Annotated in this window: 11 protein-coding genes and 1 pseudogene; 5 read left to right on the forward strand and 7 right to left on the reverse strand. The window is 61.6% G+C overall.

What is annotated here, in order from left to right:
* Positions 1–5: 5 nt before the first annotated feature.
* Positions 6–869, reverse strand: coding sequence for a methylated-DNA--[protein]-cysteine S-methyltransferase (locus AC0QTX_RS15515; RefSeq protein ID WP_474604746.1), 864 nt, complete (start codon positions 867–869; stop codon positions 6–8).
* A gap of 777 nt (positions 870–1,646) precedes the next feature.
* Positions 1,647–2,156 carry a DUF2244 domain-containing protein gene (locus tag AC0QTX_RS15520; RefSeq protein ID WP_474604716.1) on the reverse strand — a complete coding sequence of 170 codons (510 nt, stop codon included), beginning with the start codon at positions 2,154–2,156 and terminating at the stop codon, positions 1,647–1,649.
* A 20-nt stretch (positions 2,157–2,176) separates the two neighbouring features.
* On the opposite strand from AC0QTX_RS15520, the gene nth reads away from it, so the two are divergent.
* On the forward strand, positions 2,177–2,914 hold the full coding sequence (gene nth / locus AC0QTX_RS15525) for an endonuclease III (RefSeq protein WP_474604717.1): 738 nt from the start codon (positions 2,177–2,179) through the stop codon (positions 2,912–2,914).
* On the opposite strand, the gene AC0QTX_RS15530 is transcribed toward nth, so the two are convergent.
* Both AC0QTX_RS15530 and AC0QTX_RS15535 read right to left on the reverse strand, forming a co-directional pair.
* Entirely contained in the window at positions 2,911–3,168 is a 258-nt protein-coding gene (locus AC0QTX_RS15530) for a hypothetical protein (RefSeq protein WP_474604718.1), read from the reverse strand. The genes nth and AC0QTX_RS15530 overlap by 4 nt on opposite strands.
* Positions 3,169–3,171: 3 nt before the next feature.
* Positions 3,172–3,969, reverse strand: a complete 798-nt coding sequence (locus AC0QTX_RS15535) for an undecaprenyl-diphosphate phosphatase (protein WP_474604719.1) — start codon at positions 3,967–3,969, stop codon at positions 3,172–3,174.
* A 177-nt stretch (positions 3,970–4,146) separates the two neighbouring features.
* Here AC0QTX_RS15535 and AC0QTX_RS15540 point away from each other — a divergent pair, with 177 nt between their 5' ends.
* Positions 4,147–4,839 carry a glutathione S-transferase family protein gene (locus AC0QTX_RS15540; RefSeq protein ID WP_474604720.1) on the forward strand — a complete coding sequence of 231 codons (693 nt, stop codon included), beginning with the start codon at positions 4,147–4,149 and terminating at the stop codon, positions 4,837–4,839.
* The gene (queG, locus tag AC0QTX_RS15545; RefSeq protein WP_474604721.1) at positions 4,737–5,981 is read left to right on the forward strand and encodes a tRNA epoxyqueuosine(34) reductase QueG; all 1,245 of its coding nucleotides are present in this window, start codon (positions 4,737–4,739) and stop codon (positions 5,979–5,981) included. Before AC0QTX_RS15540 ends, queG begins: the two co-directional genes overlap by 103 nt.
* Before the next feature lie 152 nt (positions 5,982–6,133).
* Here queG and olsB read toward each other — a convergent pair whose 3' ends face one another.
* Together olsB and AC0QTX_RS15555 are read right to left on the reverse strand one after the other, a co-directional pair.
* Positions 6,134–7,063 carry a l-ornithine N(alpha)-acyltransferase gene (gene olsB / locus AC0QTX_RS15550; RefSeq protein ID WP_474604722.1) on the reverse strand — a complete coding sequence of 310 codons (930 nt, stop codon included), beginning with the start codon at positions 7,061–7,063 and terminating at the stop codon, positions 6,134–6,136.
* 177 nt (positions 7,064–7,240) lie between these two features.
* Positions 7,241–7,891, reverse strand: a pseudogene (locus tag AC0QTX_RS15555) (ATP-binding protein); the annotation flags it as partial.
* Positions 7,892–8,704: 813 nt separating this feature from the next.
* Here AC0QTX_RS15555 and AC0QTX_RS15560 point away from each other — a divergent pair.
* Entirely contained in the window at positions 8,705–9,466 is a 762-nt protein-coding gene (locus AC0QTX_RS15560) for a DUF4145 domain-containing protein (RefSeq protein ID WP_474604723.1), read from the forward strand.
* A 256-nt stretch (positions 9,467–9,722) separates the two neighbouring features.
* Here the strand turns inward: AC0QTX_RS15560 and AC0QTX_RS15565 are convergent, their stop codons facing one another.
* Positions 9,723–11,048, reverse strand: a complete 1,326-nt coding sequence (locus AC0QTX_RS15565) for an ATP-dependent nuclease (RefSeq protein ID WP_474604724.1) — start codon at positions 11,046–11,048, stop codon at positions 9,723–9,725.
* Positions 11,049–11,504: 456 nt separating this feature from the next.
* On the opposite strand from AC0QTX_RS15565, the gene AC0QTX_RS15570 reads away from it, so the two are divergent.
* On the forward strand, positions 11,505–11,756 hold the full coding sequence (locus AC0QTX_RS15570; protein ID WP_474604725.1) for a DUF6894 family protein: 252 nt from the start codon (positions 11,505–11,507) through the stop codon (positions 11,754–11,756).
* Positions 11,757–11,829 lie beyond the last annotated feature (73 nt).

An 11,829-nucleotide genomic window follows, 5' to 3' on the forward strand; every position in this document is an offset into this window, starting at 1 on the left:
GACTCCTAAGCCTCGCTCCCGCTCAAACTCCGCCCGGCCTCCCACCCTAGAATGGCCTGCTTGCGGGTCAGCCCCCAGTGATAGCCGGTGAGCGCGCCGGAGCGGCCCAGCACCCGGTGGCAGGGGACCACGAAGGAGACCGGGTTCTTGCCCACCGCCGCGCCCACCGCCCGGCAGGCGGCGGGCTTGCCGATGTGGCGGGCGATGTCGGAATAGGTGGCGGCCCGGTCGCGTGGGATGCGCAGCAGGGTCTGCCAGACCCGGACCTCGAAATCGGTGCCGATCAGCACCACCCGGAGCGGCTGCTCCGCCTGCCATTGCGACGGGCTGAAGATGCGCCGGGCTACCGGCGCCGTGGCGGCCGGATCCTCCACGTATTCGGCCTTCGGCCAGCGGCGGGTCATGTCGGCGAGCGCCGCCGGGCGGTCCCCGTCGTCCACGAAGCCGAGGCCCGCGAGCCCCCGGTCGGTCACGATCAGCAGCGCCTCGCCGAACGGCGAAGGATGGAAGCCGAAGCGCATGGTGAGGCCCGAGCCGCCCGCCTTGTAGTCGCCTGGCGTCATGGCCTCGTGGGTCACGAAGAGGTCGTGCAGCCGGGCCGGGCCGGAGAGGCCGAGCTCGTAGGTGGCGTCGAGCACGCTCGCGGAATCCGCCAGCAGCGCCTTGGCGTTGTCCAGGGTGATGGCCTGGAGGAAGGCCTTGGGCGACAGGCCTGCCCAGCGCCGGAACAGGTGATGCACATGGGTGGTGGAGAGCCCCACATGGTCGGCGATCGCTTCCAGCGACGGCTGCTCGCGCCAGCGCTCCGAGATGAACGCGATGATCCGGCGCACCCGCTCGTAGTCGGAATGGGGCTCGTCCGGCACCATGAGGTCGGCCGGTTCGATGGTGATGTCGCGCAAGGTATCGAGCATGGCGGTGATCCTTTATTGCCGATCATCGTAGCGATGGGAGAGGGCAGGCGACACCCGATTTCTGCGGTGGCTTTCTCTCTTCAGCCTCATGTCGTGAGAAGGGTATCTTCTGGTGTCATCCCCGGCGGCCGTGAGGCCGGGAAGGGGATCCATAGCGCTGAGCGGGTGAGTGGATTCCTTCCCCCTTCGCTGCGCTCCGGCCGGGAATGACCCTCTCCCGGTTCTCACACTCCTCTAATCCTGACAGCCTCCCCGTCATCCCCGGACTTGTTCCGGGGATCCACGTCTTTGCAGCGGTTGAAGACGTGGATGGCCGGGACGAGCCCGGCCATGACGGTGAGGGCATGTTCTTACTCTGTTCTTGGCAGCTACTCTAACCTTAGCTATAACATCACCTTAGATCTGCTCCTATCGAGGGGCGCGCTCGCGAGGCGTCGCAGTGTGGGAGCAGACACGGTCCTGTGGCATGGCCTCGCAAGCCGTGTCGACGGGAGGCCCAGGCTGTGTGCCGGTGGTCGGAATCGGTTCAAGGCCCCCGCTGAGCAGGCGGATCACGCCTTGAGCGGTCACCGGGCTGGCACCGCCTGAACGCCTAAACAAGCCGTGCGCGAAGAGGCACCTCGGCTCTTCCCTATCACCACACATCATCGAGCCGGGCTGCCCAACGCGCCACCCTCGATCTCACCACAGGCTCGCAGCATCAGCTGCGGGCCACACAGTGCTGGCTCTTTCTCAATAGCCCCGCTTCACATCCGCCAGGGCGCGGCCCAGGGCTTCGGCCAGGGTTTCGCGCTCCGGCGGGGAGAGGTCGCGGGCGATCACCACGTGCTCGGCCCGGGAGGTCAGCGCGAGCTGCTGCATGCCGTATTCATCATCGACTTTCCGGTCGAGACGGGTCCAGAGCGGGTTGAAATGCCAGTCCTTCACCTCGCCCTTCGGACTCACCTTGCGGAACAGGAGCCGGATCGGGGTCAGCTCGAGCAGCTCGAAGGCATCGCCCTGCCGGTAGCTCATCCGGAAGGCAATGTAGAGGCCGAGGAAGTCGAGGCCGAAGAAGCCGGCCACCGGCCAGAAGCCCATGACCACGAAGGGGATGCTCGCCACCAGGGAGGTGAGGCAGACGAGCATCATGACGATCCTGAACGCTTTCGGGCTCAATGACCGGTGCGGGCGGATGACGGCCGAGAACACCGGCTGCTCGAACCGGTCCGCGCCATCAAATGTCGCCTTGCTGCCTGCCATAGCCCAGATATAACGCAGGAATGTCGGATCTGAAGCAGCCCTCCCGTCGCATGTCGAAGCCTAAGCCCGCCGTCCCGGCGAAAGCCGTGGGCAGGGCCGTGCGCTCCCGCATGCCCAAGCCCGTCGACCGGGCCACGATGGTCGAGATCTTCCGCCGCCTGCACGCGGCCAATCCCGAGCCCAGGGGCGAGCTCGATTACACCAACCCCTATACGCTCCTGGTCGCCGTGACGCTCTCGGCCCAGGCCACGGACGTGGGCGTCAACAAGGCGACCCGCGGGCTGTTCGCGGTTGTCGACACCCCGCAGAGGATGCTTGACCTCGGCGAGGAGGGTCTGCGGCAGCACATCAAGACCCTGAACTTCTTCAACACCAAGGCGAAGAACGTGATCGCGATGGCCAAGCGCCTCGTGGAGGAGTTCGGCGGCGAGGTGCCCAATTCCGTCGAGATCCTGGAGACCCTGCCGGGGGTCGGCCGCAAGACCGCCAGCGTCGTGGTCAACATCGCCTTCGGCGACCCGCGGGTTGCGGTGGACACACATATCTTCCGGGTCACCAACCGCCTGCCGCTGGCGATCACCAGGACACCGCTCGACACGCAGGAAGCGCTCGAAAAGCTGATCCCGGACGAATACCGGCTCCACGCCCATCACTGGCTGATCCTGCACGGCCGCTACATCTGCAAGGCCCGCAAGCCGGAATGCTGGCGCTGCCCGGTGAACGACCTGTGCCGCTATCCGGACAAGACCATTCCTTAGATCGGCACGCCTGCGGGCCTCACGCAGCGCTGTGCGCCAGGGGTGCAGGCAATGCCCGGCGTCGAGCAGGCCAGGCCCTCCGGAACGCGGCGGCAGACGACGCAGCCGTCGGTCCATTCGGCGCAGGACGGGCCCGGAGCCGAGCCCTGCGCCGGAGCCCCCAGGCCTGCGCCAGCAATGACGGCGAATGTTACAACCAGCAATGCGATGACGATGGAGATGATGACCGCAAGGGTCTCGTCGCGTGACGGCATGGGTCAGCCGTAGACCATGAGGCCCGCGAGACCCGCGGCCCCGACGAGGATGCGCCAGTAGGCGAAGGGCGTGAAGCCGTGACGCGACACGTAGTCGAGCAGCATCTTCACCACGAGCAGAGCCGCCACGAAGGCGGAGATGAACCCCGCCACGATGATCGTGACGTCGTTGGCAGAGAGGATCTTGTAGTTCTTCAACAGGTCGTAGGTGAAAGCGCCCGCCATGGTGGGCATGGCGAGGAAGAACGAGAACTCCGCCGCCGCGCGCTTGGACGCCCCCATCAGCATGGCGCCCACGATGGTGGCGCCTGAGCGCGACACGCCGGGGATCATCGCCACGCACTGGATGAGGCCGATCTTGAGGTACATCGAAAGGGGAAACCGCGTCGCGTCGGTCTTCGTCGCCTCCAGGGGCATCCGGTCGATGACGAGCAGCACGAAGCCGCCGACGATCAGCGTCACGCACACGATCCAGGGATCGAAGAGCACCTCCTTGATGAAGCCGTGCAGCACGGCGCCGATGAGGGCTGCGGGCAGGAAGGCCACCAGCACGCCGATGACGAAGTGGCGGGCCATGGGATCGTGCGGCAGGGCTCTTGCGATGGACCAGAGCTTGTTGAAGTAGACCGACAGGATCGCCAGGATCGCGCCGAGCTGGATCAGCACCTCGAAGGTCTTGCCCGTCGACTCGAATCCGAGGAAGTGGCCCACGAGGAGCAGGTGGCCGGTCGAGGACACGGGGAGAAACTCCGTCAGCCCTTCGATGAGGCCGAGAAAGAGCGCCTCGATGATTTGCGACATCGTTGAAAATCCTGAGAACGGCGCCAGATGCGGGAGCGCCTCCACCTCTGTCAAGAAAGGTTTGCGCTGCAGGCGCGGCCCATCTGCGTCAGAGTCATGAGATTCACCATTATTCCTTACCAACCCTTAACGAAGCACGGCCTTATTCTTGCCGCCTGTTTCGCGTCAGCATCATTCATGGCCACCCTGCATTCTTATCCCTTTTGCCCGCAGTCGCGGTTCGCGCGCCTCATTGTTGCGGAACTCGGCCTTGAACCGAATGTGGTCGAGGAGAAGCCGTGGGATCGGCGCATCCCCTATCTCGAGATCAATCCGGCCGGCAACCTGCCGCTCTTCCTCGACGATAATGGGCTCGCGGTGCCGGGTCCCATGGGCATTGCGGAATATCTGGATGAGACGCGGGGGGAGGATCTTCGGGATCGCCGCTTCCTGCCGCGGGAGCTCGCCCGGCGGGTCGAGGTGCGCCGCCTGCTCGACTGGTTCCTGATCAAGTTTCACGGCGAGGTGTCGGACTACCTCGCCACAGAAAAGATCTACAAGCGGTTCACACCCGGCGAACTGGGGGGCGGTCCGCCGGACATGGGGGCGATTCGCGCTGCCCAGACCAATGTGCGATACCATCTCAAATATATCGGTTTTCTGATTTCCCAGCGGAATTGGCTCGCCGGCGACCAGATGACCTATGCGGATCTGGCGGCGGCGGCCCATCTGTCGGTGGTGGATTATCTCGGCGACGTGCCATGGAACGAGGACGAGACAGCGAAGCTTTGGTACGCCAGGATCAAGTCCCGGCCGTCCTTTCGCGCGCTCCTGGCGGACCGGGTGCCGGGCATGGCGCCGGCGGACCATTACGACAATCTCGACTTCTAGGCGCGGACGCGCTCAAGCAGGCCTTCGTCGAGCGCGCAAAGGCGCTCGGCTTCGACGCCGTTCACGTCGCGCGGCCGGATTCGATCCCGCTGGCGCGCGAGCGCCTTCAGGCCTGGCTCGAGGCCGGTCATCACGGCTCGATGGAGTGGATGGCGGACACCGCCGAGCGGCGCGCTGATCCTCGCACCCTCTGGCCCGAGGTGCGCAGCGTCATCCTGCTCGGGCTGAACTACGGCCCGGCCGACAATCCTCTCGCGGAACTCGCGCAAACAGATCGCGGCTATATCTCGGTCTATGCCCGCAACCGCGACTACCATGACGTGATCAAGGGCAAGCTCAAGGAAGCGGCGGGCTTCCTCGCCTCAAAAGCCTCGTCCGACGTGAAGGTCTTCGTCGATACGGCGCCGGTGATGGAAAAGCCGCTCGCGGAAGCGGCGGGCCTCGGCTTCCAGGGCAAGCACACGGTCGTCGTCTCGCGCGCGTTCGGCAACTGGCTGTTCCTGGGCGCCATCTTCACCACGGCGGAGCTACCCGCCGACGAGCCGGAGCGCAACCATTGCGGCTCCTGCCGCCGCTGCCTCGACATCTGCCCGACCAACGCTTTTCCCGCGCCCTACCAGCTCGATGCGAGGCGCTGCATCTCGTATCTCACCATCGAGCACAAGGGGCAGATTCCAGCGGAGCTGCGCCCCGGCATCGGCAGCCGCATCTTCGGCTGCGACGACTGCCTCGCCGTCTGTCCCTGGAACAAGTTTGCGCAGGCAGGCCGCGAAGCGCGGCTCGTGCAGCGGGAAGATCTCGCCCTCTTGCCGCTCGCCGAACTCGCCCGTCTCGATGATCCCTCTTTCCGCACCCGCTTTGCCGGAACGCCCATCAAGCGCACGGGCCGCGACCGCTTCATTCGCAACGTGCTGATCGCGATCGGCAACTCAGGCGATGTGAACCTCGCCGAAGAGGCAGAGCGGCTGCTGGACGATGCCTCGCCGCTGGTGCGCGCCATGGCGGTCTGGGCGCTCGGGCGCTTGCTGCCGCCCGACGCGGTGGCGCGTCATGCGGCCGGGAGGCTGACGCAGGAGAGCCATCCGGACGTGCGTGAGGAATGGCGCCTGGCGATGGCGCTGCCCATCGCAGCCTCAGCCTAGTCCCTCAAGACTCATTGCACTCTCGCCTCATTCCCGAGGAGCCTGCGGAGCAGGCGTCTCGAAGGAGGATCCAGAGATTGCGGGAGATGCCTTCGTCCTTCGAGATGGTCACTGCGTGACCTCCTCAGGGTGTTAGATCCAGCAAGCTAAGTTCACGCCGCGTAGCGGTTCGCAGCCGGGCCGAAATGGTCAATGTAGCGGGGGTTGATCGCCGAGACGGGCAGCACGACGAGCACGTCCGTGGTGCCGAACTGCCGGTCGATCACGGCCCCCGTGCCGAAGGTCGCACCCACGCGCAGGTAGCCCTTGATCAGGGGCGGCAGGGCGTGAAGGGCCGCCTTGGGATCGACGGCCTCCTTGGGCAGGATGTCCATGGGGGTAAAGCGTTCCGGCAGGGCTCTGGCCTGCCATTCGACCGGTGCTGCGGCGTAGTGGTGCAGGAAGCTCAGCGGAAGCGCCAGCTCTCGCACGTTCGTGCCTTCCAGGCTGGCGCAGCCCATCATCACGTCGATGCGGTAATGGAGCACATAGGTCCAGATCCCGTGCCACAGCAACTCGACTGTGCGCTTGTTGCGATAGGGCTTGAGCACGCAGGAGCGGCCGAGTTCCAAGAAGCGCAAGCCGGGATGGGCCTTCAGGAGCGGCGCGATGTCGTACTCGCCCCGGGTGTAGAACCCCCCATGGCGCGCCGCGATGTCCTGACGGAGCAGGCGGTAGGTGCCCACCACCTTCGGCTTGGCCGGTCGGAAGGGCTTGGCCTTCACGTCATGATCGAGGACGAGGATGTGGTCGCAGACCCGGTCGTACTCGTCCACGTCGCGGCGGGAGATCAGGGCCGCGCCGGTGGGCGATGCCGACATCTCCTCGTAGAACACCTTGAAGCGCAGGCGCTGGGCGCGCCGGATGTCCTTGGCGGTGGTCGCGAGGCGGACCTCGAGGGAGCCGATCCGGCCAAGCACGGGATCAAGGCTGCCATGGTGGCGGACGAGCCTGTCGGTTCCGGGCATGAACTTGAAGCCGTGAGGGGACGAACCGATGGAAGCGGAGCCCGCCGCCGCATGGTTCGAAAGAAAGTCGTTCATCGCTGCCTCACAGAATCGTCTCTCCAGCGCCGGGTCGTGGCTGACGCCGCTCCGCTTCCGCTATGACATAAAACCTGTTCGAAACTGTTTTGTGACAGAAAACATATCCGTGCCGGTGGAAAATATCGGATCCTGTTCAGGGATTCACAAGCAGGGGAAAGGGCCCTCGTCCTTTCGTCACGCAGCCGCCGGGCGCCGATCCGCATGGGCCCGGTAGGAGAGGGCCTCGGCCACATGGATGCGCCGGACCCGGTCTTCCCCATCGAGGTCGGCCAGGGTCCGCCTCACCTTCAGCACCCGATGGAAGGCACGGGCGGAGAGCCGCATGGCATTGGCGGCATCCCTGATGAGGGACAGGCCCTCCGGATCGGGCTGCGCCACGTCCTCCAGCAGCCCCGGAGGGCAGGCGGCATTGGTGGTGATGCTCTCGAGCTTCAAGGACGCATAGCGGATCGCCTGCCGCTCGCGGGCCCGGGCCACCCGTGCTGCGACTTCCGCCGAGCCTTCGCCCGGAGCCGGCAGGATCAGGTCGGCTGCGGTGACGGCCGGCACTTCGATGGCGAGATCGATGCGGTCGAGGAGCGGACCTGACAAACGGGCTTGGTACTGTGCGATGCAGCGCTCGTTCGGCTGGCGGCGGCAGACATAGCCGGGCTCGGTGGCCTGTCCGCAGCGGCAAGGGTTCATGGCGGCCACGAGCTGGAACCGGGCAGGATAGGTGACCCGGTGGTTGGCCCGGGCAATCAGGATCTCGCCCGCCTCCAGCGGCTGCCTCAATGAATCGAGCACCTGGGGCTGGAACTCCGGCAGTTCGTCGAGGAAGAGCACGCGGCCATTCTCTTAAGGATCACGTTGTCTCAATATTTATGTCCTAAGAATGAGACCTTCATAGCTGATTTTTTCACAAGCGGTGGGCCCAAAGCCGGTCTGAGTTGTCTCACCCGTGTTGTCTCAAACCTGTGGGCTCGTTTGATATTGTGGATAACTAACTCGAATGGCTGAAGCCAACCCCGCGATCCGATCGGGCCAGCGGGTCCCGGTTGCACGTGTGCCCGGCCGGGCCTAGCTGCCTCTGGCATTCCTTCCCGGAAGTGCCCTTAATCAAGGTGCCTAACGATCAGACGCGCCACGGTACTAAACGGATAACTTATGCGTCGTTGAGGAGCCTCGTCTGTGCAGTGTTCGCTTATTTCTCGCGGGTTTATTGAACCGAGCCCGAAGGTCTCTCACTTCTGCGTCGCTGCGTTCTCATTTGAGAGTTTCATGCCTTTCTCATTTAAAGCCCATCCTACCTCAGCCCTGAAGATGTGGAACGGTGCTGTGATCCCGCCGAGGGAAGCCGATCGGGCGTGCAAGCTGGTCAGGGTTGTATGCACGCCCGATCGGCGCTTCCAGTTCACTCCGCTGTGGTCATGGCCCTATTTCGGTGTGTGCACTTTGGATCTGAGACTTTGAGGACACGTGTCCTCTAGATGCCGATGTAAACCCATAGGGCACACGTTTCATAGTGGCTTAAGACGTTCACGGTCGGTGCACCCAAAGTGAACGGCGCTAGATCAAGTAGTCGCTATGCCTTTGAGCCTGCGGATGCTCAGGGTAAGAGCGGCATCATAGGCCCTCAAAGAACTGTCGGAGAACAGGATGCCAATCGACTACAAACTCTGGAGTAGAACTTTCACACCAGAGGAAAAGCCTTCACTGCCATGCCCTCAGTGCAGTAGGGGCGTGGTCGTTCCAGATGAAACCAGTTACCGCCTTGTGGAACCAGCCCATTCGAAACGCGCATCCAGTCACGAAGATTGGAGCCCAGCCTGGGATGTCTACCGATTCACCATGCTAATGCGCTGCCCAATTCCTGAGTGTGGGGAGGTTGTTGCTGTCGCGGGGCTAGCCGATACCGACATTTATGTTGATCAGAATAACGAAGTGATCTTCGGGCCTATGCTCCAGCCTAGCAGCATGACGCCTGCTCCGCCTCTGATTAAGGTACCACCAGAGACACCCAAGAGCCTCAAATTCAGCATCCAGAAGACATTCGGACTCTATTGGATGGACCCCGGAGCGTGCGCCAACGGGCTACGTGTAAGTGTGGAAACACTTCTGGACGACTTCAATATCCCAAGGCAGGGCATGAGCGCCAAGGGGCACAAACCCAAAAGACTCGATCTCTTCCAGCGAATTGAGGCGTTCAAAGCTCAGGTACCAGACCACGCGGAAACCCTTGATGCATTGCGTCATGTCGGGAACGTTGGTGCACACGAAGGTAAGGTAGAGGAAGAGGTCCTTCTGGATGCCTTTTCAATTTTTGAACACGCCTTGAGCGAGATCTACGGAAGGAACAGTGAAGTCATAGACGCTATGAGGAAGAAGATTATCAAAGGAAAAGGAAAATACAAATCGTAGGCGGGGAGGTGTGATACTTAACGCCAGACCCGAGGCGGACTCCAGGACCCCTAAAGTGGCTTCTTATCGCGTGTGCGTGTGCGATATCCTGTGCGTGTGCCCATGAGCTATTCCCGCGCCCAGCCGCGCACGAGGGAGGGGGTACGGGGGAAACTCCGCTCCGTTGCCTCGTGGGGTACCTCTCGCATAGGCGTCCCCAAAATCTAGTCGGGTACCCGTCAGTCGCCTCGGGTCTGCGAAGTTGAGAAAGTGCCTTTCACCCTAGCAACCTTTCAAGTGGAGCGAGAAGCTTTGTCTCAAGCTCTTCTGGCACTCGCGTACTAGGCGTAAGCCTCTTGCAAATCTCAGTGCAAAGCTCCTCCTTTCGGAATCGAAAACCATTAGCTTCAACAAGATCGCTGTCTGTGATTGAAATCCGGTGTGCTTCTTGAACTCCGAGATGGAAAATAGCAGCCATAAGCTCTTGCGGATAAACGTACTCGATACCGTTTGCCGACCAGACAATCACGCTTGAGCCTGGAAGGCCCAGTCTCTCAATATCCTGTTTGGTCCCACGACTATGAACACTGTCGAGCACAACGAAAGTGCGGGCCTCATATGGGGAGCCTGTTAAACCACCGATCATCGTGCGCAACTCCCGCACACGCCGTTTCACATCGCCCTCACTGTCAACGACGAGCACCCTTCGTTCAGGGAAACGAGTAGATAGAAGTGCCTCAAGAAAGCGCTTGTCGGTCTTTCCCTCAACAATAACTATTGCCGCTGGTAAGGAAAAGCTTTCCAGGGAATTTCCAAGGAGATCAAATTGAAGCTGTTGGAACTCCTGTATGCTCTCAACGCGTCGGGTAGATATTTCCTGACCGTGCCTGCTTATTGCATAGTTATTCGTGAGAATTTTCCTGTCCAAGAAGAGATGTGAATGTGTAGAGATGAAGACGGATTTCAAGTGTGGAAATTTTGCACTTCGAATTTCGGGGTCTGACAGTATGTGCGCCAACTTGCGCTGCATCTGTGGCGCTAAGCCAAGCTCTGGCTCATCGATCAGAATGCGCTCAATACTCGCATCCTTGCACTCAGTGATAAGCCGCATGATCAGACGCGTACCTGTACTTGCAGTTCGGAGAGGCTTGCCATCTACCGCAATATAACGCGGCGATAGATCATTGGCGTTATCCTCTTTCTCGATTGAGAAGGTGAAGCCTAGTAGCTCAGAACAAAGTGCTAGGATCTCAGCCCTCTTTTGATCACTCATACGCATGACGAGTGGGGATAAATCGAAGTAAGTTCCATCCGAATTTAGCTCCCCCGAAATCAGGTCTGCATGTCGGCGCTCTCCAGTATTTGGAGATGGCCCATTGCGAGTTAACGCTAGGTCTTGTGTGAACCTATTGACACCTAGCATAGCGGCTGCGCCTGAAAACCGATTATACAACGCTTTCAGGAGTAGTGACTTCCCACTGTTGTTAGGTCCACTAAACACTACGTAGCGGGCCTCTTCTAATGATGCGCCCAGATCATTGATCGACGGCATAAAGGAGGCATACGGAACATTCACTTGTGGTCTTAGTACGAGTCTAGCCATCTTCGTCCTGGGTCTGGGGATCTAAACATAGACACCCCTTAAGTGCCTGTTCAAGGGACCCTGAGACTGATGCTTCACTGACGGAACTAAAACCCTGGATAACTGAGCTCCTCAAGGGCAGTCCTCTTGGTCTCTAGGTTCGCTCCACCAGAGTAAAGGCCGTAGGTAACCCTCGGTTTGTCATGCTCCACGATATCCGCCGCGATATTCTCGGAGACCCCCGCATTCTCTAGGAGGGTCGTAGCGGTCTTGCGGATAGAGTGGAACACGTAGGCCTCATTGAACCCGAGGTCTGCCTTAAGCCGTCCAGAACGGTTCAAGATGCGCAACCAACGTTAGGCGGTTTGTGGACGGGGGGTAATGCAGGCTCTGCTCCAGGCGGCCTCTTGCCGGGTCCGACTTGAACCAGTGAACTTCCTGCTCCTCCCACAGTTGGAGACCGTAAGGTGAGAGGCGATGCCCCTATACTTCTTCGATGTTTGGGAGGATGAGAGCCTTGTCAGGGACGAGGTGGGGGTTGAGTTCGCCAACCTAGACGCCGCTAAGGCAGAGGCTCTCGTTGCCCTCCTGGCAATCGCTCAGGGGTGTCTTCCCAAAGCGGGCCACAAGTACCTTGAGATCCAAGTCAAGGATGCGATTGGACAAGCTTTGGTGCGGGTGGCCATGGCGCTTGTTGTGGAAGACCTGGGCCGAAGCGGAGTTCATTGAGGCGTTCTTACCGCGTGTGGGTGCGGGATACCGCGTGGGGCGCCTGTGAGCTATTCTCGCGCCTAGCCGCGCA

The sequence above is a fragment of the Microvirga sp. jy35 genome (assembly GCF_056148915.1).

Coding starts and splice junctions, on each gene's coding strand:
- AC0QTX_RS15530 (WP_474604718.1), bottom strand. CDS start 3,168: ATGCCGTCACGCGACGAGACCCTTGCGGTCATCATCTCCATCGTCATC.
- AC0QTX_RS15540 (WP_474604720.1), top strand. CDS start 4,147: ATGGCCACCCTGCATTCTTATCCCTTTTGCCCGCAGTCGCGGTTCGCG.
- olsB (WP_474604722.1), bottom strand. CDS start 7,063: ATGAACGACTTTCTTTCGAACCATGCGGCGGCGGGCTCCGCTTCCATC.
- AC0QTX_RS15570 (WP_474604725.1), top strand. CDS start 11,505: ATGCCCCTATACTTCTTCGATGTTTGGGAGGATGAGAGCCTTGTCAGG.
- nth (WP_474604717.1), top strand. CDS start 2,177: ATGTCGGATCTGAAGCAGCCCTCCCGTCGCATGTCGAAGCCTAAGCCC.
- AC0QTX_RS15515 (WP_474604746.1), bottom strand. CDS start 869: ATGGTGCCGGACGAGCCCCATTCCGACTACGAGCGGGTGCGCCGGATC.
- AC0QTX_RS15520 (WP_474604716.1), bottom strand. CDS start 2,156: ATGGCAGGCAGCAAGGCGACATTTGATGGCGCGGACCGGTTCGAGCAG.
- AC0QTX_RS15560 (WP_474604723.1), top strand. CDS start 8,705: ATGCCAATCGACTACAAACTCTGGAGTAGAACTTTCACACCAGAGGAA.
- AC0QTX_RS15565 (WP_474604724.1), bottom strand. CDS start 11,048: ATGGCTAGACTCGTACTAAGACCACAAGTGAATGTTCCGTATGCCTCC.
- AC0QTX_RS15535 (WP_474604719.1), bottom strand. CDS start 3,969: ATGTCGCAAATCATCGAGGCGCTCTTTCTCGGCCTCATCGAAGGGCTG.